Here is a 25,236-nt window from a genome sequence, read left to right on the forward strand (position 1 = left end):
CCTCAGCCGGCGCGCGCCGCCTCCCGCGCCGCGCATATCACGCGGTGAACGAAGATCCCGGGCGTGACCACCGCTTCCGGATCGAGCGCGCCGAGCGGGACGATCTCACCGACCTCCGCGATGGTGCAGCGGGCCGCCGTCGCCATGATCGGCCCGAAATTGCGCGCCGCCTTGCGGTAAACGAGGTTGCCCCAGCGGTCCGCCCTGTGCGCCTTGATGAGCGCGGCGCCGGCGTGGATCGGGTATTCCAGCACATAGGGACGTCCGTTGATCTCCCGCGTCTCCTTGCCCTGCGCGAGCGGCGTGCCGTAGCCGGTCGGCGTGTAGAACGCGCCGAAACCCGCCCCCGCCGCCTGGATGCGCGCCGCGAGGTTGCCCTGGGGCACGAGCTCGAGCTCGACCTCCTTCGCGCGGTAGAGCGCGTCGAACACGTGTGAATCGTGCTGGCGCGGAAAGGAACAGATGATCTTGCGGACGCGGCGCGCCTTCAAGAGGGCCGCGAGGCCCGTGTCGCCGTTGCCCGCGTTGTTGCTGACCACGGTGAGATCGCGCGCCCCCTGCGCGATGAGGGCATCGATCAACTGGAACGGCATCCCGGCCGTGCCGAAGCCGCCGATCATGATCGTCGCCCCGTCGCGAATGCCTTCCACGGCGGCCTCGAGCGAGCTCACAACCTTGTCGATCACGCGTCCCTCCCGCGCTCTCTTCTCGTTCGCATCAGCCCTCCACGGGCGCGGCCAGCCCCGTCGCCGCGGGCTCCGATCGCGGTCTCGCCCGCCCGACGGCGGTGACCGCGATCGCGCCGAGCGCACCCACGGCGGCGAAGGCATAGAAGCCCCACGGGTACGCCACCCCGGCGCTCAGCAGCGCGCCGCCGAGGATCGGACCGCAGATGGCGCCGAGTCGCCCGACGCCGGCGGCCCAGCCGAGCCCGGTCGCCCTGCTGCCGTCCGGATAGACCCGCCCCACGTAGGCGTACACCAGGACCTGCGCGCTGAAGACGAAGCAGCCGGCGATCAGCACGGCGGCATAGACGAAGGCGCCGGGGAGTCGGACGCTGAGCAGCGCCAGGAACACCGCGGACGCGGCGAACCAGCCGATGACCGACGGGCGCACGCCGAATCGGTCCGCGACGACTCCGGCGAGCAGCAAGCCGATCACCGCACCCACGTTGAGCGTCAGCAGCATGCTGAGCGCCGCGCCGAGCTCGTAGCCGGCCTGCCGCATGATCGCGGGCAGCCACGTGTTGAGGCCATAGACGAGCAACAAGCCCATGAACGAGGTCACCCAGAACGCCAGCGTCCGGCGCATCAGGCCCTGCTGGAACAGGGAGGCGACCGCGCGGAGAGCGTCGCGCATCGACCGGCGCGACCGCGCTACCTCGAGGAACGATCCGGACTCCGGCAGGTGCCGGAGCATCAGCGGGACCAGCGCCAGCGCCGGCGCCGCGCCGATGACGAACATCGCGCGCCACCCGAGCGGCTGCATGACGACGATCCCGAGCAGCGCGGTGAGCACCGCGCCGACGTGGTACCCGGTCATGATCGTGGTCGTGGCGCTGCCGCGCCTGCCGGTGCGCGCGTACTCGGTCACCAGCGCGATCGCGGTCGGCAGGCAGCCGCCTAGCCCGAGGCCGGCGAGGAGCCGGAGGAGCCCGAACACGAACGCGGACGGCGCGAACGCGCACAGGAGCGTGCAGAGGGAGAAATCGATGACGGCCAGGAGCAGCGCCTTGCGCCTGCCGATGACGTCGGTGACCGTGCCGATGGTCAGCGCGCCGATCGCCATCCCGATGAGACCGACGGTGGACAGCATCGCCGCGCTGTCCGGGTCGAGGCCCCACACCTTGTTCTGGAGCAGCACCGGCAGCACCGTTCCGAGCACCACGAGGTCGAAACCGTCCAGCAGAACGGCCGCCCAGCAGAGCGGGACGACCCAGCGCCCGCCGCCTGGCTCGCGAGTCACTTCACCGGTAGACATGGTTTCCTCCGCTGCGTCCTCGCAGTTGCGGGTTCGACGTGATGGACCGTGGGTTTCTCCGCTGTATCGACGGAGTCGCCTCGGTCCGGTCCGGTCGAGAGCTTCGCTGGACATAAATATAAATCGATGATGAACCCCGGCGCAGGCCCTGAGACCCGCGCAGGCGTCGCCGTCACGATGACGAGTTGCCACACGCAGCCGCCCCGAAGGAAGCGGCAAGATCGCCACGCAACGGGGATGACGAATCTGTCACCTGCCTCCGCGCCGGAGGCCCCCGATGATGACGCCTTCGATCTCGGCGCGTCGGCAGGCCTCTTCGATAGAAGCTGCCCGAGATAATTGAAGCATCATCATAGTGGCCCGCCGCCGTCGTGGCGGGCGATAGTTTTGTCACCCCCCCTGCATGACGATCTTGCCGCTTTCTCCGGGGCGGCTGGGCGTGGCAACTCGGCGTCGTGACGGCGACGAACCTCACCCAGGCGCCGAGGGTGATGTCGAGGGCGCAGCGAAATGCGCGGCTGTTCTATTGACGAGCACACCACGGAGAACGCATGAGCACACAGACGAGGGCGTCGAGGCGCCTGGTCGATGTCAGCGCAGGTATCTTGGCCGCCATCCTCGGCATCGCTTCCTTCGATCGCTCGGCGCGGGCACAAGCGCAGCCGGAGGCACCGCCGCCGCCTACCGGCGAACACCCGCCGGTCGAGGCTCCCGCGAGCCCTCCCGCAGACGCGAGCGCGGCGCGAGCGCCAGCTGCCGAAGCCGGCGCCGGCGCGCCGACGCTGCAGAGCGCCGCCGGGCCCGGCCCAGCCTCGGCGGCGCTGCCGCCTCCGGCGGACGACGAGCTCTGGAAGAAGCCGCTCAGCGTCGCGGCCTGGGCGCGCGTCGGAGGTCGCCTACAGAATCCCGGCGCGCGCGAGAAGATGGACCGGCTGCTCGCGGACGGAGAGCTGCATCTGTTGTTCTCAGGCGAAATCAACCGGTTCATCGGGGTGCAGGGCGCGATCGTCGCCCAGTTCGGGCCGACCCCGGCCGGGGGCAACATCGCGGGCAGCGCGACCCTCCGTGACGCCATCGCCAAGGTCCAATTCCATGATCTGCTGAACGTCTGGATCGGCCGGATGATCGTGCCGTCCGATCGATCCGCCTTTTCCGGGCCGTGGTCGATGGGGCCGTGGAACTACCCCGGATCCTTCGAGCCCTACGCGCCGCCGCTCGGGCCGAGACAGGGGCCGTTCGGGCGCAACGATGGGGTGACCGCCTGGGGCAAGGTCGCGGGCGGCCTGTTCAAGTATTACGTCGGCGCTTACAACCTGCATGATTCTTCGGTGAGCCCGCTCTACACGGCGAGGCTCAACTTGAGCTTGCTCGACCCGGAGCCAGCCTATTACCAGAAGTCCACGTACCTCGGAGAGAAGAGCATCCTCGCGCTCGGCGTGGCGGGCGAAGTGCAGCGGGAAGGTTCCGTCGAATCGTTGCCGTCCCCCGCGATGGACACGCCTCCAGGCGTCCCGCGCAAGGACACCTACATGGAGGCCAACGCCGACCTCCTGTTCGAAAAGAACCTCGGCACGGCGGGCACGATCACGCTCGAAGGCGCATTTTACAAGTACTTTGGCGACTTCGAGAGGTTCGACCATTCCTACTTCGCGCTCGCGAGCTACCTCTCGCCGACGAACGTCGGCGTCGGGAAGCTGCAGCCTCTGGTCCGGCTGCAGCAAGCGAGGCCGAAGAACGCCGATCCCTACCTGCTCGTCGACGCCCAGGTGGGCTACATCATCGAAGGTCACGCCGCGCGCGCGGCGCTCGGCTATCAAAGGAGCGATCTATCGGGGGTGAAGGGGAATGCCGTGTTCCTCGGCGTCCAGCTGCAGAAGTGACGGTCCCCGATCCACGAGGTTCGCGCTTCGGGTGTAGAGCTAAGAGGTCCTGGCGCAACGCGCCCCGATGTTACCTCGGTGCTCGGGGTAGTAGACGTGGCGGGTGGCCGACCGCAGGGTCGGGGCGAGGTCGTCGTTGCTGCCGCTCCGGAAAGCCCGGTAGGAGCCTGCTGTCACGGCGGCACAGTCATGGCACGGCATCGGGTACTGGACCGGATCCCAGTCGAGCGTCCACTCCCACGCGTTCCCGCCCAGGTCGGACTGCCCCCACTTCCCGTCGCCTTTGGGCGACTTCGATCCGACGTCCTGTAGGCTGCAGGTGCCGCCGCAGTAGACCGCGTAGCTGTCATCGATCGTCGTAGAGGTCGCTGGCTTCGACCACGGATAGTACCTGTGCTCGCCGCCCCCGGAGGCCGCGTAGTTCCACTCCGCCTCTGTCGCCAGCCGTCCCCCGTCCCACGCGCAGAACGCGAACGCCGTGTACCAGTCCAGGCAGTTGATCGGCTTGTTTTCGTTGCTGCCCGCCGTGTCCGCCCAGCTCTGATGGGCAAAGCACTTCAGGGCGTTCTTGAGGGCAGCCGTGTTCGGGGGCAGCTTGGTGTTCCACGCGGAGCTCCAGCCAGAGCCTGGGATCTTTGGATGTGCGCCAGCGCCATCGCCAGGCGGGCTGGCCTGCGTGCCCATGCCTGCGTCCACGAACGCCCGGAACCGACCCACCGTGATCTCGTACTTGTCGAGGTAGAAGTCGCTCACCGTCGCCGGGTAGCTTCGGTCCAAATAATCCACGCCGTCGTAGCTTCGCGCGAAAGTTCCGCCGGGGACCAGCAAGCTCTTGCAGCAGCCCTCGTTCCCCGATGGCCCGCAGGTCGCCGGCAGCGCGGTGCAGCTCGGCGCCGCTCCAGCCCAAGCGTCCGCCTGGCCGCTGCTTCGGTCCTTCGCGATCGTCTCGCCCGCGGTGCAGCCGGCCGAGAAGAGCAGCCCGAGAAATGCGATGCCGACGGTGTGGCGAGGACGTGCAAGCGAAATCATAGGTCTTCCACGATGGTCAGCTCCTGCTCTCCTCCTAAGAGCAGGGCTCACCACTGCTTTGCACACAGATCTGCGCGGACATATCGTTTTCGAACGAAGCTTTCCAAGTCGTCCCCGCTTCCGTGGGCGGGTCCTGCCAGGCCAGCTCGGCGAGCTGCATGAGGACCATACCAGTGGCGCCTCCGCCGAGCGTGAGCTGCGCGCCCGCCAGAAAGGCACTTCTGTCGGGGCCAGCGCTGGCCCCTTGCGCCAGGACGGCTGTTCCCGAAATCGCGATACCGCCGAGCTGACAGGCGCTGAACGTCACCTGCCCGAGGGCCCGGTCAATCGCGGCGGTTCCTCCGCTCTGGCACGCGGCGGGGTCATCGGCGGAGATACGATCCTCGAGCTCGATCAGGACGCCGACCAGCGGCAGCGCGATCGCCTGCATGAACCGCGCATAGTCCTGTTCGCTGTCCAACGTACCGATCGATCCATCGGGGCCGCCCCCGGTATCGCCCTGGCCGTCTGGTTCCTTATCCGCGGGGCCGCACCCGAACAACGACAATACGGCCACAGCCATCACCCCAACGCGGTGCATAGTGCGCAAGTGCCTCATCATCAACCCTCTCCGCCACGGGGCTTCTCCACCGGGGCGCGCGCCCCTACGCATGGCGCGCGCCCGTCGACATCGCAGCTCGGTTTCGTTGGGCCTGTGCTCCGATCAGCCCCCGAAGAACGCCTTTGCCTGCTCTCCCAGCACGTTCTCGCCCTTCGGACTGCTGGCGTGGCAGCCGTCGCTGACCTCGCCCGCGTCATTGTTGAGGATGAACTTCCCGAGGTAGCTCATGTTCTCGTTGACGCTCGGGTCGTTGGCCAGCTCTTGCGCCTTCATGTCTGTCCAATCGGCGCCGCCGGCTCCCGCGATGAAGCAATCGTGGCCCTCATTGTACACCGGCTGACCCACGATGTAGATATGCGTGCCCGGGTTGACGTGCTGGCGCGCCGCGTTGACCATATCACGGAGCTCTTGATCGGTCGCCCTCTGGGACAAGATGCAGATCTGGACCATGATGGCTTTGACGACGTCTTTCCCTCCGATCGACGCCATCTTCCGGTCGAAGAGCTGCCAGGAAGAGCTGTTGGGGTTCGTCCAGTTCTGGACCACCATGGCCCCCGTTTGATAATTGTCCGAGTTCCACATGATCCTGCCGCCGACGCGCTTGTAGCCAGTGCCAATGTTGTTGGCCATCGAGCAGCCCGTGTACGCGACCGAGTTGTCTCCTGTTGGAGGCAGGCCGTCGTCCCCACCTCCCGTTCCGGCGCTGGCGCTCGTGCTCGCGGTGCTCCCCGACGCCGATCCGCCCGCGCCTGCGCCGCCGGCGCCATCTCCGCCGGTGCCGGTAGTAACGCTGGTAGTGCCGCCCGCGCTGGCGCTCCCGACATCCGTCCCACCACTGGTGGAACCTACGGTCGCGGGAACGCCGGTGCTCGTCGTCCCTCCGGTCGCGCCGCCTCCCGACCCCGAACCGTCGACCGGGTCACTCTCTGAACCGCAAGCGCCGACGCAGAACGCGGCGATCCCAAGAGCGCAGCGGGCCATCCATCGGTAGGAAAGAACAGGATAATTCATCGTCGTCACCTTCTGTTAGGGGGCGTTGGTCAGGACCTGAGGGGACTCTCAACTCGCGTCCGACCGTCCTTGTTCTATCGCCGCTGCGACCCGCGCGAATAGACGGCGAGATCGTCGTCGCCCCCCCTGGACAAATTTGTCATCCCCCTCGGCGACTTCGAGAGCCATCACGATACCCACTTTTGGGGGGGGCAGCGTCAGCAGAAATGTCCGCTCGGCCTGACTCGGCATGTCTGCCCCGAGCGCCTTCCCCTGATCGAGGGCCGAGAGCGGCGCGCGGCGTGCCGTCCCCGGGAGGCGGGCGCTCGCGACGGCTCGCAGGCTCCTGTCGGCCGCGGGGCGGAGCGGGCCGTCGATCCGCAAGGCCGCTTCGCCTCGGGGCGCCCGCGGGCTCGCCGAGGGGGTGACTCCATCGACGCCCCCCCTTCGACCATTCCTGTCATCCCCGCCCCGTCTCGGAGCTGTCACTTCCCGGCTCGCGCGAGCTTCCCATAGGGTGCCCGAATCCGCGCCCCTTGGGCTGCGCGAGGGACGGACATCGCGTTCCACACGACGCTCGGCGGCGCAGCATAGCAAGATAAATTCCTTTTCAGCAGACGGAGGACGGTATCATGCGTACGAATCGCTTTCTTGGAGTCGTCTCCCTCTCGTTCGCGTGCAGCCTGCTCGCATGCGCGGTGGAGCCGGGCGCGCTGGAGGACAGCGGCTCCCTCGAGTCCGGGGTGACCAGCCCGGACGGCATGATCGACGCGACGCTCACGATCCAGTCGCAGTGGGGCAGCGGGTACTGCGCGAACGTGACGGTCAAAAACCTGAGCAGCACCGCGGCCACCACGTCCTGGGGAATGGTCGTCGAGCTCGGCGGCACCACGGTGACCAACCTGTGGAACGCGCGCTCCACGCCCTCGGGCGGGCGGCTGAACGTCACCAACGAGGGCTACAACGGCGCGATCGCGAAGGGGCAGACAGCGTCGTGGGGGTTCTGCGCGAACGGCACCGGGCGGCCCACCATCGTGTCGGCCAGCAGCACCGGAGGCACGGGAGGCGCGACCACGTCCTCCTCGAGCAGCAGCTCGAGCTCGTCCTCCAGCGCCTCGACGAGCAGCTCCTCGACGAGCAGCGGCGCCGGCGGCTCGGGCGGCGCCGGCGGCTCGGGCGGCGCCGGCGGCGCCGGCGGCGCCGGCGGCTCGGGCGGCGGGCTCCCGCGCTCGATGGGCTTCATCGGGTGCTCGATGGCGGAGAACACCGCCCAGGGGTACCAGGCCGTCGGGGGAGAGCGGATGTGGCCCCCTATGGGACCAACGGCGACGTCGTCCAGAACTGGACGAACACCAACTCGGCCTCCTGGAAGAAGTTCGATCAGCAGGTGGCCAAGTATGGTAAGCCGACGGCCGTCTGGGTTCAGATTTGCATCTTCTCGTTCAATGGAGCAACCTTCGACGAGGTCAAGAAGCTCATCGCCAACGCGCGCGAGCACGCGGCGCCCGGCGCGACCATCTACGTCACCGGTCAGCCGCTCTACGAATCCGGATGGACCTGCGATCTCGCGGGCAGCGGCGGCCCGGAGCTCACCGACCGTCTCGCCAGGCAGGCGGCCGCCGATGCGACGCTGAACGTGATCTATCCGGGCTCGTTCGGCCGGCTCGGGCGGGGGACGACCGCCGACAGCTGCCACCCGAACGCCGCGGGACAGCAGCTGCTCGGCAACCAGGCCGTCGGCTTCTTCGGCGAGTAGGCGAACCGGAGCGCGCTCGCCGGGCCGCGCGCGCGGCGAGCGCAGCGCCGCGTGGCGGGGCGCGCTCGGGGCTCACGGCAGGGTCGCGGCGGCCGTGCCTCCGAGCCAGCGCTCGATGGCCGTCGGCGACCCGGCTCGCCGGCGCTTCACGGCAGCACGTCGCCGATCGCGTCGTACCATCGGTTCGCCATGCGGGCATAGCCGGCCGCGTTCGGGTGCACCCCGTCCGCGAGCTCCGACGTCGGAAACCCGGTATGCATGTCCACCAGCACCACGTGCTTCCCCGCCGACGCCCGGGCTTCCACGATCGGCGGCAGCGCATTGTTGTACGCGACGACCGCGGCGTCGTTGAAGCCGAGCGGGATGAGCTTCGCGACGACCACGAACGCGTCGGGGGCCGCGGCGAAGATCTTGTCCAGGAGCGAGCCCAGCCGCTGCGGCGCCATGGCGAGGTTGTCGCTCTGCGCCACGTCGTTGGTCCCCGCCATCAGCAGCACGATGTGTGGGGTCTCCTGCATCGAAGGCGTCGGCACGAGACCCGCGATCTGGTTGATCTTCCAGCCGCTGTGCCCCTCGTGCTTCCGCGGAAACGGAACACCGTCGACCATCGCCGGCCCGTTCGTCTGAGAGCCCGTGAACGTGATGCTGTGGCCGGCGGCCAGCGCCTTCCTGAACAGCTCGATCCGATAGCCGCCGCCGCCCGACACCCCGACCCCATCCGTGATGGAGTCGCCCAGCGGCAGGATCTTGCAAGGATCCCCGTTCGTTGGGCACGGCGAATACGCGCTCGATCCCCCTGTTCCTGTCGTGGCGCCGCCGGCGCCGCCCGAGCCACCAGCGCCGCCCGAGCCACCAGCGCCGCCAGCGCCGCTGCTCGCCGAGGCGCTAGAGGACGAGCTCGAGCTGCTGCTCGAGGAGGACGTGGTCGCGCCTCCCGTGCCTCCGGTGCTGCTGGCCGACACGATGGTGGGCCGCCCGGTGCCGTTCGCGCAGAACCCCCACGACGCTGTCTGCCCCTTCGCGATCGCGCCGTTGTAGCCCTCGTTGGTGACGTTCAGCCGCCCGCCCGAGGGCGTGGAGCGCGCGTTCCACAGGTTGGTCACCGTGGTGCCGCCGAGCTCGACGACCATTCCCCAGGACGTGGTGGCCGCGGTGCTGCTCAGGTTTTTGACCGTCACGTTCGCGCAGTACCCGCTGCCCCACTGCGACTGGATCGTGAGCGTCGCGTCGATCATGCCGTCCGGGCTGGTCACCCCGGACTCGAGGGAGCCGCTGTCCTCCAGCGCGCCCGGCTCCACCGCGCATGCGAGCAGGCTGCACGCGAACGAGAGGGAGACGACTCCAAGAAAGCGATTCATGCGCATCGAAATTCTCCATGTCTGGACCGACCGATTCGCAGGTTTCCGCTCAAGATGGATAAGCGATTCAGGAGTACGCCTGCGAGCTCGGCCGCTCCGTCAGGTTGGAGGTCCAGAATTCCCAGTCGACATTCTATCGATCGTGACGGTGTGCACCAGTCAGGTTCGACGGCATGGCGACCACGCCCCTGCTCACCCACCCTGACGATCGGCAGACCACGGACCGAACCGCCCGACACGGCAAGCCGTCGCGAGCGCCATCCCCTCCCGAGGACGAGCGCCGCGCGCCGCTCCCGGTCCTCGACCGGCGCTCGTTCGTTCCGCGCTCACGGCAGCGAATGCCGCTTCAGCGTGGCCCACCCGATCTCGGCGCTCCCCCAGGCCGTGCCGCCGCCCTGCGCGGTGCACAGCGTCACCTCCACGCCGCCCGCGCAGGTCGAGTAGGTCGAGCAGCCGCTTTCGTCTGCCGCGCTCGGTGAGCCCGTGCACTGGTTCAGCGCGGCCCACCTCTCGAAGGTGCCGACCGCGCCGAGAAAGGTGATGTTCGCGCCGTTCGGCGCCTGCTGCGGCCCCCCCTCGTAGGGGACCAGCACGTCGGCGGTGCCCCGGAACGAGATCTCGGTCACCGGCCGCGCCGGCTGGCAGGGCTGCTCCGACTCCGCCAGAAGGTCGAAGGCGCTGGGGGCGACGCCGGCAAAGACGTCCGCCGCGTTGCAGGCCAGGTGGTAGGCCATCCCGCCGCCGTTCGCGACGCCCACGGCGTAGGCGCGCTTGACGTCGACGCACGCCTCCGCCTGGACCTCTTGGACCAGGGCACGCGCGAACCCCACGTCGTCGACGTCGCGTGACGCGGTGCAACACGGACCGATGTTCCACGCGCCCTCGATGCCCTGGGGCCACGCGACGATGAATCCCTCGCGCTCGGCGAGCTCGCGGTACCCCGAGGCCTCGGCCTCCGCCGCCGAGGTCCCGCCGAGCGTGTGGAAGTCGAGGACCAGCGGCAGCGGGCTCGCCCCCGTGTAGCTCGCAGGGAGGCGAACGACGTAGCTGCGGGTCGTGTCTCCGACCGTCACCGTGCGCTCGTTGTCGCCGATCGAAAGCGTGGTCGCCGGGCAGGCGGCCGCCGCGTCGCCTCCGCCGCGCGCCCGGCAGAAGCCGCCCTGGCAGCGGAACGGCGCGCCGAGCGGCTCGCAGTCGGCGTCGCCGCTGCAGGTGAGATCGCAGAACGCGGCGCTCTCGGCCGCGGCGCACGCCGCCCCGGCGGGCCGCTCCGCCACGGCCACGCACCGGGCGCCGGAGGCGAGCGCCGCGCACTCGCCCTCGGCCGAACAGGCGCGCGTGCAGACGCCGCAGATGCAGGAGAGGCCGTCCCCGCAGCCGGCGTCGCAGCTCGTGAGAAAGTTGGTCTCGCTCCCGGTTTGCGGGCCCAGGTCCCTGCAGGCCGAGCCCAGGAGCGCCGCGACCACCGCGCTCGCGACGAGGCCCGCCGCCGCGACTACCCTAGATCTCATCGTCGCCCCCGGTGTCCTGCGGGATCAAGCACTGTCCGATGTAGAGCACGACCTGCGTGTACCTGTCCGGCGTCTCGTGCGCCGCGTTGAATGCCTCGACCTGCTCGCGCAGCTCGACCAGCTGGGCGCGCAGGCGCCCCAGCGTCTCGTAGGCCCGCTGTTCGTACGGATGGCCGGGCCACACGTCGAGGGTATAGGTGCTCCCCCCGACGCGGTCGGCGAGGCCGGGCGCGGTGCGATCCTCGCGCAGCCGGCACAGGATGGTCTTCACCATCGCCTGGTAGTGATCGAAGATCGCCGCCTCCCACCCCACGGGCGAGCCCAGCAGCACGTAGAGGCTCGCGGCGCTGTACGTCGCTCCGGCGCCTTCCCCGGTCCGCTCGACTCGCCCCGATTCCACGAGGCGCACCAGGGCGGACTCGAGCTCCGCGCGCTCGATGTGCGTCCGCTGCAGCAGCTCGTCGCGCGTGAGCGGGCCTTCTCGATAGATGATCGCCCAGACGAGCTCGTCCACGCCCTCGCCGGAGCGGAGCGCGCGGAGCGCGCCGAGCTCGTCGTCGGAGACCGCGCGATACACCACCTGAGCCCCCTGCCCCGCCTGGAAGATCAGGCGGCTCTCGCAGAGGTCGAAGAGCACCCCCCGGAGCAGGACGTCGTCCTCGGCGGCGAACGCCCTCAGGATCTCGGCCCGCGGCGTGATCCCCCGGCGGCGGATGTAGTCGAGCACGGCCTCCCAGAGCGAGCGGCCGCGCTCCACCGAGCTCTCGGTGATGCGACGGACCCGGCGCTGGTAGCTCCGGAGCCCCATGCCGAACATGTCGGCGCTCACCTTGCGGCTGACCCCCTGCCGCTCGAGCTCCATCGCAAGGTCCTGGAACACCTGGTCCGCGAGCTGGGCCAACGGGGCACGCCAGCCCCCCGAGGTCGCCAGCTGGGCGATGAGAACCGTGGTCTGGCGAACGATGGCGTGAATCAGCTCGACCGTCATAAGGCTCGACGAGAAACCTCGTATGTCGCCGCAGCGTAGCGCGGCCCGGACCAGGGGGGGAGTGACAAACCCGACACCCCTCGGGCACGCGGAGGGGCGACGATCGGCAGGCCATGGGGGACCCGCAGGGCGGCTGTGGTGCGAGGAAAGCCGCGTCCACACGTGGATGAAGAACCTGAGATGGCGCCGCTTTCCATGGGGAGCGGATCGCTGAAGGCGGCGACCGGCGCGTGTGGCGACGGGCGACAGCGCTGTCGCCCCCTCTGCGCGGCGATCTTGCCGCTTTCTCGGGAGCGGTCGAGTGTGGCACCTCGTCCTCGTCAAGGCGACACATGCAGGGCCTGAGAGCCTGAGCCGGTCGACGCCGGCACCAGAGAGGAGCGTTCACGTTCGCTTCATCTTTCTGCCGAGCTGGGCTCCGGGTCCGACAGAAAGAACGAGGACGTCGTGCGAGAGCACGACATCCAAGCTGTCGAGTTGTTCGGTGAGCAGGGTCCCACGAGGAGATGGCCATGATGTCCAATCGCAGGGGTTGTCACTGGGCGCTCGGAGCGCTCATGGTCGGTATCGTCCCGTCCTGGCTGGCTGCGTGCGGGGCGTCGCCGGGCAGCGGCGACGATGGGAGTGACGGAGCGACCTCCGCCACGAGCGGCACGAGCGGCACGAGCGGCACGAGCGGTCAGGGCGCCGGCGGCAGCGTCACTGGAAGCACGGGAGTCGGAAGCGGGAGCGGCGGCGGCGGCGCCGGGGAGACCGCGAGCAGCGGAGGCACGACCGGGAGCGGCAGCGGAACCGGCGGGTCGGGCGGGGGCAGCAACGAGCCGTGCCCCGCCTCCGCCACGCTGGGCCCCGGCGACACGACGATGAAGATCACGGTGGATGGAATCGAGCGCTCGTTCCTCGTTCACGCCCCCGCGAGCTACGACGGCGCGACCCGCGTCCCGGTCGTGTTCGATTTTCACGGGCTCAGCGGCAACAGCAACCAGCAGAAGAACCTCTCCCGCTGGGATGACGTCGCCGACGCCGAGGGCTTCCTCGCGGTCTACCCTCAGGGGGTCGCGAACGCGTGGAACGCTGGGCTCTGCTGTGGCGACGACGCCGACGACGTCGCCTTCGTCAGGGCCATCATCACGACGCTGGAAAGCGAGGCGTGCATCGACGCGAAGCGCGTCTACGCCTCGGGCTGCTCGAACGGAGGCGGCATGTCGTACAAGCTGGCCTGCGAGGCCGCCGACGTCATCGCCGGCGTGGCGCCGGTGGACTTCGACTGCGTCGATGGCGCCGGGTGCGGGGGCTGCTCTCCGACGAGGCCCGTCACGGTGGTTCAGTTCCGCGGGACCAACGACTCGCTGGTGCCGTACGAGGGTGGCAGCGCGTTCTCCGGTGCCCAGGAGAACTTCGCGACGTGGGGCGAGCTCAACATGTGCACCGGCGCGCCGGGAGCGCTGTCCGAGCGCGCGGACTGCGAGACGTATCCGACGTGCGGCACCGGCGCAGAGACCGTCCTCTGCACCGTTCGGAACGGCACGCATTGCGGCAGCTACACCTCGTTCATGATCCCCGAGCTCGCCTGGAGCGTCCTCAAGCGGCACGCGCTTCCGTAGGCTTCCCCGAAGGGTGGGCTTCGCGCGCGGAGCGTGCGCCACGCTCGGCGGCGCCGCGGAGCGCCAGCGCCGGCCGCTCCCCCAGCTCTACGGGTCTTCCCACGACGGCTCGACCGCGGGCCGCTCCCGCTCGATGAGCCCGCTCCCCTCCTCCTGCCGGTCGCGGAACGGCGTCGACTGCGGCGGGAAGTCGCGCAGGCCGCGGCCGGCGGTGTAGTCGTAACGGGCGAAGAGCAAGGCCGACAGGCGCGGTGACGTCTCGGCGGGGCTCGGGATGTCGAACAGGAACGTCCCCTCCGCGCCCAGCGAGACGCGGTGTCCGCGCGAGAGCCAGCTCCAGAACGTGAGCCCCGCGGTGAACGCGTCGCGCAGGAAGGCCTCGTCGCGCATCTCGTTCTCGGGCCGGTAGCTCGCGAGCCAGCCGAGCTGGATCCACGGGAACAGCCCGCGGCCGGGGAGCAGGTCGAGGTCGAGCGTCGCGTCGATGCGGTCGAGGGTCGATGGAACCGGGCTCAGCCGCAGCGACGTGCCCGCCGTGACGAGCGCGTCGACGAACGGCCGGTGCCTGAGGCGCGCGCCGAGCGAGGCCTGCGTCCGGTGCCCGGCGGCGTACGGGGTGAAGATGTCCTTGTCGGCGCCCGGGAAACCCCGGAGCGACTCGTCGACCGCGAGGTACGTGAAGCCCGCCCACGGCGAGAGGGTGAGCTCGCCCAGCGGGATCGACCAGAACGCGCTCGCGCTCGCCCTGCCGCCCACGGCGTCGCTTCCGCCGGGCTGGAACACGACGCGGCCGCTCAGCGACGCGCCGGGGATCCAGCCGCGCGAGCCGAGGTCGAAGCGCGCCTCCGCGCCGAAGCTCTCCGGACCGTCGCGCAGGCGCCCGAACCCCGCGGCCGCGACCCAGGCGCGCCGCTCGATGAGCTCGCGGTGCACGTCGACGCCGAGCTCGAGGAAGCGGAGCGGCAGGCGGAGATCTTCCTCCGTGAGCTCGGCGTCGACGAGGCGCGCGTAGCCGCCGACGGAGAGCGGCCCCGCGTCCGGGTCCTCTCCCACCGGGGGCGCGGGCCGGAGCGGCTCTTCCGCAGGCGCGAGGGGCGCAGGCGGCGGCGGCGCGGGCGGCGGCACGCGCGGCCGGGGCGCGCCGTGCGCGACGGCGAGCTCGACGCGGAGCAGCGCCCGGCCGCCGGGCGAGGCGACGCGCAGCACGTGCGGGCCGTCGTCGAGGACGGCGACCCGGGACTCGACCTCGCCGCCGAGCCAGAAGAACGGCGCGCGCGTGACGCCCAGGCGGCGCGCCTCGCGGTCCTCGGAGGGGTCGAGCGCGAGGGCTCCCTCCTCCAGCGCGCCGGGCCGGGCGCTGCCGGCCGCGCCGGGGGCGCCGGGCGCGGCCGCGCCGGGGGCGCCGGGCGCGGCCGCGCCGTCGAGCGGCGCCACCGAGAAGCGCAGCTGGCCGGCGGGCGTGGCCGCGGCGACCTCGGGGTGGCAGGCCGGATCGCCGCCGTCCGCGGGCGCGGCGCGCGCGCGGGGCGAGGCGACGCACTCGTAGGCGGCGCGGGCGCGGATGCGCACCACGGTCGGGCCGACGAACGCGAGCTCCAGGGGGCGGTCCGGATCGATGTCGTTCCAGGTCGACAGGACGCGGCCCGAGAACGGCTGCGCCGCTCCGGCCGCGGTCGCGCGGATCCAGCCGAGGACGCTCCGGTCCGCCGGCGGCCGCGCCTCGATACGGTGGCTGCCCTTGGGCACCTCCACGACGCACCGGTCGGCCATCGGCGCGGACGCCGCGGAGCACGCGACCGGCGCGCCGTCGAGCGCGATCGAGAACGCGCAGGGCGCCTCCTCGCGGTCGAGCGACCGGCAGGCGCCGTCGAGCACGATCGCGCCCGGCGCGGCCCGGTCGAGCCGGAACTCGGCGCGCGCGCCGTCGGTGATGAGGAGCGACGCCTCCGGGGCGTCGACGAGCGCGCGCCGCACCCGCACGCGGAGCGGCAGATCGCGCTCGGCCCTGGCCCGGATCTCGAGCGTGGCCGTGCCGGCCGTGGCGTCGGCGCGCGGCGGCACGTTCCAGCCGGTCACCGGCGAAAGACGCGCGAGGGCGGCCGGCGGGAGCTGGAGCGGCGGCGACGGCGCGGGGCCGGCGGAAGGAGCGGCGGCAGGGCGCGGCGCGGCGCTCGCGGGGGGCGCGGGCGCGGCGTTCCCGGAGGGCGCGGCGTTCCCGGAGGCCGCGGGCGCGGCGTTCCCGGAGGCCGCGGCGTCTCCGGGGGCCGCGGCGCCCTGGCCCGCGGAGGCCTCGCGCGCGGCCGCCTGCACGGCGAGCTCGGCGAGCGCGAGGGCGCGCAGGGTGAGCCGCCGATCGGGCGCCGGGGCGGCGGCGGCCACGTCGGTGGCGAGGTTCGCGGCGCGGGCGAGCGCGGCGGAGGAGCGGTGGGCGAGCCCGATCCGGGTGAAGGCGTCGGCGGCGATCCTCGCCTCGCCGGCGCGCTCGGCGAGGAGGCCGAGCAGGAGCGCGTCCGCGCCCGAGCTGCCGCCCGCGGGCCCGGCGAGCAGCGCGACGCCGCGCCGCGGATCGCCGGCGATGCGCGCCGCGCGCGCGGTGGCGAGGGGCGCGCGGTCGCCGGGCAGCGGCAGCGGCGGCACGCGCGCGGGCAGGCCGAGCGGGACCGCCGGCGGGCTGCCCGGCGGCAGGGAGAACACGGTCGACGGCGGCGCGCCCGCGGCCGGCGCGCCCGGGAGCTGCTCATCGTCCCCGGGGTCGCCCGGGGCGGCGCGATCGAGCGCGGCGAGCGCCGGGAAGCCGAGGGCCTCGAGCGACTCCGCCCGCTCCGCGTGGAGCGCCGCGCGCGCCCGCGAGGCCGCGGGCGCATTGCGGAGGGCGCGCGTGGCGAGCCGGATCTGCTCGAGCGTGCCGTCGACGGGCGCGCCGGACGGCGGGCGCGCCGGCGTGACGACGCGCGGCTCGGCGGGCGCGGCGGGGTGCAGGCGCACGGCGGCGCGCAGGAGCGCGGGCGCGGCGGTCTCGACGCGCAGCTCGCCGGCGCCGGCGGGGACCGGGATCTCGATCGCGCCCGTGGCGCCCGCGCGCACCCAGGCCTCGTGGACGGCGGCGCCGACGCTGACGCGCAGCACGCGTGCGTCGCCGGCGGCGGCGGGCGGCGCGCCGGCGGCGGCGGGCGGCGCGCCGGCGGCGGCGGGCGGCGCGCCGGCGGCGGCGGGCGGCGCGCCGGCGGCGGCGGGCGGCGCGCCGGCGGCGGCGGGCGGCGCGCCGGCGGCGGCGGGCGGCGCGCTCGCGGCTGCGGGCGGCGCGCTCGCGGCTGCGGGCGGCGCGCTCGCGGCTGCGGGCGGCGCGCTCGCGGCCTGAGGAGCTCGCGCGGTGGCGCCTTGCGCACCGGGCGATCGCGCCGCCTCGCCCATCACGGCGGCCGGCGCGAGGACGACGCGCGCCACCGTGGCGCGCTCCGGGTCGGGGAGCGCGAAGGTCACGGCGCCGTCGACCCAGGCCCACTGCATGATCTCGCGCAGCGACGCGCAGGGAGCGCGCCCGCTGCGCGGGATGCGCGCGAGCACCGGCGGCGCGCCCGCCGGCCGCTCGAAGACGCGCACCCCGGGCGCCACCGCGACGACCGAGGTGAGCCCGGCGCCGCCGTGCACCGCGGCCGGCGTGCCGTCGATGAGCACCGACGACTCCGGGACCACCTCGCTCGCGGCGCTCCGGAGGAGCACCCGCGCGTGGGCGTCCGGAGGCGCCTCGACCTCGAGCCGGGCGCGCGGGGTGTCGAGCAGCGTCCAGCGGAGCCCGGACTCCGCGTTCACGTCGCAGAGCGCGTCCGCGGCGGCGGGCTGGGGCGCGCCGGCGCCTCCGGGCGGCGGCGCATCGCGCGGCGGCGCGATCGAGCTCCACGCGATCACGCCCTCGGGGATGTCGAGCGCGTCCCACGGGGCCTCGCGCGCCCAGGTGGTGCGCGCGAGCGGCGCCGCGCTCCCGATGTCGCCGTGGCCGAGCGCGTAGCGCTCCGCGAGCGGCGCTCCCACCGGCCGGCGGCCGTCGAGCGGCGGCGGGAGGGCTGCGCTGAGCGCGGACACGGCCGCGACGTCATCCGGGTGCGCGCCGCCAGCGCGATCGCGCGGCGGCGCGGCGCCGGTGGGTGCCCGCGCGCCGCCGGCGGGTGCCCGCGCGTCGGCGGCCGGCGACCAGGGCGCAGCCCCGGCGCCGGCGTCCGCGCGCGCCGCGGCGAGCCGCGCGAGGACGGCGCGCTGCAGGGGAACGGCGATCGCCGCCGGCACGGCCTGCGCCGCCGCATAGGCCTGCGCCGCGCGCGCGAACGCCGCGCCGGGAGAGGGCGCCCACCGGACCGCCTCGGCGAGGAGGAGCGCCCGCAGCGGCGGCGGCACGGCCGGCCGGGCCGCGAGGTCGACCGCGGCCTTCGCGGCGCCCGGCGCGGCGGCCCGATCGGCGGCGGCGAGGAGCCGTGGCGCCTCGGCGTGGGCCGGCGCGCGATCGCCGGCGGGGTCGCGCTGCGCGGCGCGATCGAGCAGCGCGGGGCGGTCGCGCTGCGGCGCGAGGAGCTCGGCGACGCCGGCGCGCTGCCGGTAGCCGCTGGCGGCGACGGCGATCTCGCCCTCGACCACCTCGACGGTCGCCGCGCGCGCGTCGACCGGGAGCGGCACCCGGATCCACCGCGGCTCTCGCCAGCGCGCGGCGTCCGCGAGCCGGGCCCCGGTGCGCCACGCGAGCTCGCGCACGACGGCGCCGCCGGCGCGAACCACGACGCGCGTCGCGCCGTACGCGCGCGGCCGGAGGGCGATGCGCAGCACGTCCGCGCCGGGCGCGTGGAGCCCGAGCCGCCCGCCGGCCCCGAGCGAGCGCCAGGGCGTGGCGCGCTCGAGGGCCGGGAGATCGGGGCCTTCGCGGCCTCCGCGCAGCTCGACCTCCCGCGCGACGAAGTACGGCTCGACGAGCGGCCGGAGGAGCAGCGATTCCTCGAGGTAGCGCGCGGTGAGCCATGCGGCGGCGTCGGGCGCGAGGGGCGCGGGGGCCGGTGTGCCCGGCGCGCCTGAGGCGCCCGGCGCGGCAGGTGCCCCCGCGGCCCGCGGCGCGGCCTTCGCGCCTGCGGCCCGTGGCGCGGCCTTCGCGCCTGCGGCGCCCGCCGCGGACAGCGCGGCGCGCGCGGCGTCGACCCACCGGAGCAGCGCGGCGGCCTCGCCCGGCGCGGTGGCCGGCGCGGGCGCGCGGCCGCCCAGCCACGCGGCGACGTCCTCGTCGAGGCGGTACCAGGCGAGCGGCGCGCTCTCCCGCGCGGCGACCCGCACCGCGACCCGCGCGCTCTCCGCGCCGCGCGGGACGGCCGCGCGCACGGCGACGAAGCGCGCGCTCGACCAGGCCGGCACCGCGACGTCGCGCGCGCCCTCCTTGCGAGGGGGCAGCGGCATCCACGTGATCGCGTCGGGCATGTCCCCGACGCCCGAGCCGAGGCCGACGCCCGCGACCTCGCCGCGCACCTCCAGCCGGTCGCCGGGCTCCACGGGCACGAGGAGCAGCTGCCCCGCGGTGAGCGCGATCGGCCCGGTCGGATCGGCGGCGATGGGCGCGGCGGGCGTCCCCTCCGGAGCCGGCGCGCCCTGCTGCGGACCGTTGCTCCACGAGACGACCCGCGCGCTGTCCGGCGGCACCCAGGCGAGCGCCTCTGCGGCCGCGGCCTCGCGCGCGCCCGGGGCGCCGGGGGCCACGCCGAGGGCGAGGGCGAGGGCGAGCGCCGCGCCGAGCAGCGCGCGGCGGGCAGCGGACGCGGTCGAGGCGTCGAGATCCACGGCGATTACCCTTGCACCATGCCCACCGTGCGCCCCGTGCGCCGTGAGGTATCGGGCTAACCGATTTCCGGCGTCGAGCGCAAGCGCGCGATCGGCGAGCGCGCGCGGCGGCCCTCGCGGTGGCGGGGGCGGTCCGCAGCGGCCGCAGCGACCGCCGGGGCGGCGCTCGGCGGCCTACGGCAGGGGCCAGCGCCGCTCGCGCTTCAGGCGCTCCAGCAGCGCCGCGAGCGCCGCCGCGTCGAGCTCGAGGAGCGACGCCTCGTCGTCGGGCGACAGCGCGATGCCGAGCACCTCGCAGACGTCCCGTACGGACTGCTGGAGCCCGTCCTTGCGGCCCTCGCGGAGGCATCTTTCGCGGAGCGACGAGAGGCTCGCGTGGCCCTCGCGCTGCAGCAGGTTGGCGAGGGCGGCCTGCTGCGCCGCGGCCCGATCGTAGAGCGCCTCGACCTCGATCGGGTTCTGCAGCACGCCGGGCGCGAGCAGCAGCTCTCCCGGGAGCGCGCGCCGCGGCGGCGCGCCGGGCGCGTGCACCTCGACGTGGCGCGGTGCTTCGAGGCGGACGACCCAGACCCAGCGGGTCCCGGCGGCCAGGAGGTCGTGGATCTTCTGCGTGAGGCGCGCCTCGTCCTCGCCGAGGTCGGCGTACGCGATGGCCAGCGCCGGCGCGCCCGGCGCCCACCCCGGGGTATCGGGCACGTTGCCCACGGCCACGTGCGGCGCGCGGAGCAGCTCGGGTGCAGGGCTGTAGCCGGTGCCGATGCCGGCCTCCCGGACGGCGGGATCCCAGGCGACGACCGCGCCGCCGAGCAGGTGGGCGCTCGAGGCGCGCCCGCCGCTGGGCAGGCAGAAGACGGGGTGGCCGTGCGACAGCTCGTACGGGTCGCCTGGGCGGACCTGCGCGGCGCGGAACGGCCCGCGCGGGTCGGAGCGCGCCGTGGGGAGGTCCGGGGCGGCGGTGTCCGGGGGAGGCGGAGGCGCCGTGGCCGGCGCGGGGATGGGATTGCCCTGGGCCGGGGCGAGCGGCGGGGGCTGTGCCGGCGCCGTGGGGCAGGACAGGATCTCGGGAGGCTGAATGGGATACTTGGGTCGCATGCCCGTGGATTCCGGGCATGCACGAGGATGCATCACCGTTTCGGCGGCCGGCTGCGGCAGCGGTCTGCCGCGAGGCGCAGGGGCACTCTCGGCCGGTCCGACCGCCCTCCTGGACCGCGAACGGCCTCGGCGGACCGGTCCGACCGCCCTTCCGACATCGATCCAGACGTCGGGGAGCGGTTCGACCGCCTTGCCGGCATCGATACCACGCGCCCGCGAGCGGTCCGACCGCCCTTCCGGCATCGATACCATGCGCCCGCGAGCGGTCCGACCGCCCTTCCGGCATCGATACCACGCACCGGCGGCCGGTCCGACCGCCCTTCCGGCATCGATACCACGCACCGGCGACCGGTTCGACCGCCCCCCATGCTGGCAGCGGTCGGTTCGCCGATGCCCCTGATCCTCAACTGCCACAGGCGCGTCCGTCCGGCGATCTCAGCCACGGAGGATGGGGCGGCCGGGCTGCCTGCTGGCCCTGTCCGATGTACCGGCAGGGGTGCTAGGGTGCGCATGGGTCTCCCATGCGACTGCTCGATCTGTCCATCCAGAACATCGGTCCGTTCGACGAGGCGCGCCTGGAGTTCCTGTCAGCGCACGACGATCCGGTACCGGTAGCGATCATCACTGGCGAAAACGGGACCGGGAAAACGATCCTGCTCGATGCAATTCGGGGACTGTTCGGCGAATACTACGGAGGCCTCGAGCGCGCAATCTGGCGGAACGGAACGCCATTCCAGATAGAAGCAACCCTGTTCATCGACGGACAACGAGAAAGGCTGCTCTCGCGACAAAAACAGTATTCACAAGGGGCGTTCGACTTTCTCCCACACAATTCGAAGATATATCGTCTTCCTGTCGAAGTCGAAGGAGGCCAGCAGTGTCCCAGCTGGGTGGTGGATTTCTGGCGCTCTTCGCTTCCTGCAGATGCTTACACGATCAGCCAACTCGCGCGACCTGCGCCAAAGAGCTTTTTGAACAATGCTCTGAAAGGCATTCAGCGCAACGCCGCGGTGACCGAGCTCGTCTGCGCCTTCGATTACCTCCGGGGCAGCGACGATCCCCGCGACCGCCGGGACGGTGAGGTCCTCTACGAGACCATACGCCGCATCATCGAGCTCAGCGTGCTCGACGGGGAGCTGAGCCACGTGGACCGGCGCGCGTTCATGCCGATGGTGCGTCAGAGCGGCCAGCTCGTGCCGCTCTCCAACCTCAGCAGCGGCAACGCGTACCTCATCCAGCACATGATCGGATTGCTGGGCAAGATGTACGCCGTGCACGTCTTGCGCGAGACGGACGCCTCCGAGCTTTGCAACACCCCTGGGCTGCTGCTCATCGACGAGGCCGAGAACCACCTGCATCCTCGCTGGCAGAAGCGCTTTCTGCGCGACGTGCTCGGCATCTTCCCGAATCTTCAGATCATCGCCACGACGCACTCGCCTTTCATCGTCGGCTCGGTCCCGGGCGCGCGGGTGTTCGTCTGCCGCTACGATCGGGAGCGGAAGACCTGCGTGGTCGACGACGCCACAGATCTGTACGCGAACAAGCCGGTGGAGGAGATCCTGCTTTCCCCCGCATTCGATGGCACACAGCCGTTCGGCGAGGAGATCTCGCGCCTGCTCGAAGAACGGAAGGCCGCCTTCGAGGCGGGGGACTCCGTCCGCCGAAAGGAGATCGAGAAGCAGCTCAAGGACAGGAACCCCGAGTACTTCTCGTACATCGACATTGAAGAGCGATTGCAGTCGCTGCGCGGAGAGGGGGAATGATCCCGATCAAGCGGCTGCCGGCGCCTCATGTGCTCGCTCGAAATGAAGATCGCTGGCGCACCGCGTTCCTGGAGCAGCGCGGAAAAGATCCACAGAAGCGGCCCAGCTCCAAGCAGTATGCACACCCCGACATCGTCTCCACCCTGGAGGCGATGAGCCATCACAAGTGCTTCTACTGCGAGCAGAGCACGAAGCAGACGCGGCGCGAGGTCGATCACTACATCGACGTCGCCGAAGATCCGACGCGCGCGTTCACGTGGGCAAACCTCTACCTCGCCTGCTGGGAGTGCAATCACCAAAAGCAGCCCCACAGGGCCATCCCCGTGGCCGACTGCCTGGACCCTTGCGCCCCTGACGCTCAGCCTTCCGCCCACCTGATGTTCGAGAAGGAGCTCATTCGAGCTCGAGAAGGCTCGGCACAGGGACTTGCGACGATCAAGAAATACCGGCTCGACCGGAAGGATCTGGACCACAAGCGATTGAAGCAGCTTCAGCTGTTCAACGAAGCGCTGGTACGCATCAAGGATGCCCAGATCGCCGATAACCGGAAGAACATGAACGAAAGCGAGAAGGCGCTGCTACGGAGCTTTTGCCAGCCAGATTTTCCCTTCTCGCTCATGTTCCAGGTGTACCTCGAGCGTCACGGTCTCTGAGCCATCCCATCGAGATCTCCGATGCGACGGCCCTCCACCGCTCAGGTGCGCACCGCGCAACGCGGGGAGGCGCGCCAGGGAGACGTATCGAGGCGCGCGGCTGCGCCGTGACGCCGTCAGCTGGCTACTCGTCCCGCGCGCAGCGCATACCGTAAAAGGACAGCGTCCTCTCCGGCAGCTCGCCGATGCGGTACGTCGGGCTGAGCGTCTCCTCGCCGTGGGAGAACGCCCCTCCGCGGGAGCCCCTCCCGAAGCCTCCGTCGCTCAGGGCCGCGCAGTTGACGCAGCTCCCGGTCAGCGCGAGATCGGCGTGGTAGTCGAGGACCCACTCGAACAGGCTCCCCGAAAGGTCGGCCTGACCCCACGCCCCGTCGCCCGCCGGGGACTTCGAGCCGACGGGCGGGATCGGGCACACCGTCGTCGTGGTCTCGCAGCCGTACACGGCCAGCTCCCCGCTCGGGGCCTCGTCGCCCCACGGATACGCGCGGTGCTGGTTTCCCCCGACGGCGGCGTAGTTCCACTCCGCCTCCGTGGGCAGCCGGCCCTCGTCCCAGGCGCAGAACGCGAACGCGAGATACCAGCTCACGCAGTTGATGGGCGCCGCCTCGTTGCCCGTGGGCTCGTCGGTCCACGTCCGGAAGTTTGAATCACATTGCAGCGAGGCCCGCAGCTCGTCCTTGCCCGCGGGCAAGCCCGCGTCCCACGCCGGATCCCAGCCGCTGCCCTCGATGAGCGGGTGCGCGCCCGCGCCCGCCTTCGGCTTCGTCGCCGGATATCCCTCGACGAACTGCCGGAACCGCCCCACCGTCACCTCGAAGCGATCGAGGTGGAAATCGGCCACCGTGGCCGGATAGCTCGCGTCGTTCAGGCGGTTGAACTGGCCGCCCATCACCTCGCCCTCCGCACAGCAGCTCTCCTTGGCCTCCGGTCCGCAGCTCGGCGCGACCTGGTCGCAGCGCGGCAAAACAAAGACGTCGGGCTCCACGTCAGGGATGCACGCGCCCCCGGCGACCATCGAGATCGCGATTCCGACGAGAGCCCTCGACCCATGCATTCGCACGCTCTCCCCTGTGCGCATCAGAAGCTCCCGGAGATGCTGGCGCCCGCGCCGGACGGCGCGATCCACGGCAGCGCGACGGCGCCCTGCGCCCGCGCCGGCTCCCTCTCGCCGCCCGCCGCGACGATCCCGTACACCGCCACCCCCAGGGCGACGAGCCCCGCGCCGCCGAGGCCGACGAACAGGCCGACATCGCGGTTCTTGCGCGCATTGTCGGCCGCGAAGTCATAGCCGGGGTTGCAGTACGTCCCGCCCGGGACCTCGCGGCAGTTGTCGCGCAATGCGCCGATCGCCGACAGATCGTCGATCAGGAACCCGACCGACGCGCCCACGAGCGCAATGCCGGCCGCCCCCGACACCCACGCCCACGCCGGGACGCCGCCGCCGCCCGGCGCCTCTTCCGCCTTCGCCGGCGCCGCCGCGGCCCCGGCCCCGGCGGCGGCCGCCGGCCGCAGCGTGAGCTCGACCGTCTCCGTCTGGCCCTCCGCGATCGTGATCGCGCGGGTCTCCGTCTCGTGTCCGGGGGCGCTCGCGCGGATCTCGTGCGGGCCTGGATCGATCGGCAGCGGCTCGCCAAGCGCGGCCGCCGGGAGCGCCGTGCCATCGCGCTGCACCTCGACGCCCGCGGGCGCGCCCTCGACCACGATGCGGAGCTTCGGCACGCGCGGCTCGAGGGCCGCGATCTCCTTCTGCGCGATCTGCTCGAGGCTCCGCCGCCGCTGCTCCCCCGCCGTCTCGCGGTTCAGGACCAGGGCTCGATTGTAATCGTGCCACGCGGTCGCGAGCTTGCCGTCGTGCTCGTGGCATCGCGCGATGTTGATCATGGTGCTCGCCGAGGGGTTGAGCGCGAGGCTCGCCTCGAACTTCGGGCATCCCGCCGCGTAATCGCCCTTGTCGACCAGCGCGCGCGCGGCCTTGAAGAGCGCCTCGGCGGCCACCGGGTCGCGCGCCGGCTCCTGCGCGCGCGCCGCCGCGCCGCAGAGCGCGACCGCCGCGGCCGACGCGAGCCCGACGACAGCCCTCCTGCCCGGCGCGAGCCCCGCGCCACGGCGGGTGTCGGCGATCTGGAACCTCGGCGCCTCGAGGTGGCCTTTCCCGAGCGGGCGCGTTGTCGTTTCCGCCATGTGTGCTCGTTCCGCTGCGGCGACCCCGCGGCCGCGCGGGGAGAC

Annotated in this window: 18 protein-coding genes and 1 pseudogene; 6 read left to right on the top strand and 13 right to left on the bottom strand. The window is 72.3% G+C overall.

Annotated elements, in window-relative coordinates; all coding sequences use genetic code 11:
• Positions 1 to 2: 2 nt before the first annotated feature.
• Complete coding sequence (locus NQZ70_RS43820) at positions 3 to 686, bottom strand: 3-oxoacid CoA-transferase subunit A (protein WP_237244599.1); 684 nt, start codon at positions 684 to 686, stop codon at positions 3 to 5.
• Positions 687 to 717: 31 nt separating this feature from the next.
• Positions 718 to 1,980, bottom strand: a complete 1,263-nt coding sequence (locus NQZ70_RS43825; RefSeq protein WP_129579526.1) for an aromatic acid/H+ symport family MFS transporter — start codon at positions 1,978 to 1,980, stop codon at positions 718 to 720.
• A gap of 551 nt (positions 1,981 to 2,531) precedes the next feature.
• On the opposite strand from NQZ70_RS43825, the gene NQZ70_RS43830 reads away from it, so the two are divergent.
• The gene (locus tag NQZ70_RS43830) at positions 2,532 to 3,860 is read left to right on the top strand and encodes a hypothetical protein (RefSeq protein WP_129579527.1); all 1,329 of its coding nucleotides are present in this window, start codon (positions 2,532 to 2,534) and stop codon (positions 3,858 to 3,860) included.
• Positions 3,861 to 3,899: 39 nt separating this feature from the next.
• Here NQZ70_RS43830 and NQZ70_RS43835 read toward each other — a convergent pair whose 3' ends face one another.
• From NQZ70_RS43835 to NQZ70_RS43845, 3 genes are all read right to left on the bottom strand, one after another.
• Complete coding sequence (locus tag NQZ70_RS43835) at positions 3,900 to 4,889, bottom strand: SUMF1/EgtB/PvdO family nonheme iron enzyme (RefSeq protein ID WP_129579528.1); 990 nt, start codon at positions 4,887 to 4,889, stop codon at positions 3,900 to 3,902.
• Positions 4,890 to 4,923: 34 nt separating this feature from the next.
• Positions 4,924 to 5,349, bottom strand: coding sequence for a hypothetical protein (locus NQZ70_RS43840; RefSeq protein ID WP_129579529.1), 426 nt, complete (start codon positions 5,347 to 5,349; stop codon positions 4,924 to 4,926).
• 243 nt (positions 5,350 to 5,592) lie between these two features.
• Entirely contained in the window at positions 5,593 to 6,501 is a 909-nt protein-coding gene (locus NQZ70_RS43845) for a hypothetical protein (RefSeq protein ID WP_129579530.1), read from the bottom strand.
• Between the two features lie 740 nt (positions 6,502 to 7,241).
• On the opposite strand from NQZ70_RS43845, the pseudogene NQZ70_RS43850 reads away from it, so the two are divergent.
• Positions 7,242 to 7,460, top strand: a pseudogene (locus tag NQZ70_RS43850) (cellulose binding domain-containing protein); the annotation flags it as partial.
• Here NQZ70_RS43850 and NQZ70_RS43855 read toward each other — a convergent pair.
• The gene (locus tag NQZ70_RS43855) at positions 7,439 to 7,723 is read right to left on the bottom strand and encodes a hypothetical protein (RefSeq protein WP_237245732.1); all 285 of its coding nucleotides are present in this window, start codon (positions 7,721 to 7,723) and stop codon (positions 7,439 to 7,441) included. The pseudogene NQZ70_RS43850 and the gene NQZ70_RS43855 sit on opposite strands and share 22 nt — an antisense overlap.
• Positions 7,724 to 7,783: 60 nt before the next feature.
• Here NQZ70_RS43855 and NQZ70_RS43860 point away from each other — a divergent pair, with 60 nt between their 5' ends.
• Entirely contained in the window at positions 7,784 to 8,236 is a 453-nt protein-coding gene (locus NQZ70_RS43860; RefSeq protein WP_165374465.1) for an SGNH/GDSL hydrolase family protein, read from the top strand.
• A gap of 146 nt (positions 8,237 to 8,382) precedes the next feature.
• Here the strand turns inward: NQZ70_RS43860 and NQZ70_RS43865 are convergent, their stop codons facing one another.
• From NQZ70_RS43865 to NQZ70_RS43875, 3 genes are all read right to left on the bottom strand, one after another.
• Positions 8,383 to 9,594, bottom strand: a complete 1,212-nt coding sequence (locus NQZ70_RS43865) for a GDSL-type esterase/lipase family protein (protein WP_237244600.1) — start codon at positions 9,592 to 9,594, stop codon at positions 8,383 to 8,385.
• 326 nt (positions 9,595 to 9,920) lie between these two features.
• Positions 9,921 to 11,105: a PHB depolymerase family esterase gene (locus NQZ70_RS43870; RefSeq protein WP_129579532.1), complete on the bottom strand. Its 1,185-nt coding sequence runs from the start codon at positions 11,103 to 11,105 to the stop codon at positions 9,921 to 9,923.
• A complete protein-coding gene (locus tag NQZ70_RS43875; RefSeq protein WP_129579533.1) occupies positions 11,095 to 12,093 on the bottom strand; it encodes a hypothetical protein in 999 nt (332 codons plus the stop codon). The genes NQZ70_RS43870 and NQZ70_RS43875 overlap by 11 nt, the downstream gene beginning before the upstream one ends.
• A 512-nt stretch (positions 12,094 to 12,605) precedes the next feature.
• On the opposite strand from NQZ70_RS43875, the gene NQZ70_RS43880 reads away from it, so the two are divergent.
• A complete protein-coding gene (locus NQZ70_RS43880; RefSeq protein ID WP_207217632.1) occupies positions 12,606 to 13,697 on the top strand; it encodes a PHB depolymerase family esterase in 1,092 nt (363 codons plus the stop codon).
• Positions 13,698 to 13,784: 87 nt separating this feature from the next.
• On the opposite strand, the gene NQZ70_RS43885 is transcribed toward NQZ70_RS43880, so the two are convergent.
• Both NQZ70_RS43885 and NQZ70_RS43890 read right to left on the bottom strand, forming a co-directional pair.
• Positions 13,785 to 19,502 (bottom strand): hypothetical protein, encoded by a 5,718-nt coding sequence (locus tag NQZ70_RS43885; protein WP_272826843.1) that lies wholly within the window; start codon positions 19,500 to 19,502, stop codon positions 13,785 to 13,787.
• A 174-nt stretch (positions 19,503 to 19,676) separates the two neighbouring features.
• Positions 19,677 to 20,594: a hypothetical protein gene (locus tag NQZ70_RS43890; protein WP_129579538.1), complete on the bottom strand. Its 918-nt coding sequence runs from the start codon at positions 20,592 to 20,594 to the stop codon at positions 19,677 to 19,679.
• 521 nt (positions 20,595 to 21,115) lie between these two features.
• Here NQZ70_RS43890 and NQZ70_RS43895 point away from each other — a divergent pair.
• Positions 21,116 to 22,357 carry an AAA family ATPase gene (locus NQZ70_RS43895; RefSeq protein ID WP_129579539.1) on the top strand — a complete coding sequence of 414 codons (1,242 nt, stop codon included), beginning with the start codon at positions 21,116 to 21,118 and terminating at the stop codon, positions 22,355 to 22,357.
• Entirely contained in the window at positions 22,354 to 23,010 is a 657-nt protein-coding gene (locus NQZ70_RS43900; RefSeq protein ID WP_129579540.1) for an HNH endonuclease, read from the top strand. The genes NQZ70_RS43895 and NQZ70_RS43900 overlap by 4 nt, the downstream gene beginning before the upstream one ends.
• A gap of 124 nt (positions 23,011 to 23,134) precedes the next feature.
• Here the strand turns inward: NQZ70_RS43900 and NQZ70_RS43905 are convergent, their stop codons facing one another.
• Positions 23,135 to 24,064 carry an SUMF1/EgtB/PvdO family nonheme iron enzyme gene (locus NQZ70_RS43905; RefSeq protein ID WP_237244603.1) on the bottom strand — a complete coding sequence of 310 codons (930 nt, stop codon included), beginning with the start codon at positions 24,062 to 24,064 and terminating at the stop codon, positions 23,135 to 23,137.
• A 23-nt stretch (positions 24,065 to 24,087) separates the two neighbouring features.
• Complete coding sequence (locus tag NQZ70_RS43910; RefSeq protein WP_129579542.1) at positions 24,088 to 25,191, bottom strand: PEGA domain-containing protein; 1,104 nt, start codon at positions 25,189 to 25,191, stop codon at positions 24,088 to 24,090.
• Positions 25,192 to 25,236: the final 45 nt, after the last annotated feature.

The sequence above is a fragment of the Sorangium sp. So ce836 genome (assembly GCF_028553905.1).
GTDB lineage: Bacteria > Myxococcota_A > Polyangia > Polyangiales > Polyangiaceae > Sorangium > Sorangium cellulosum_D.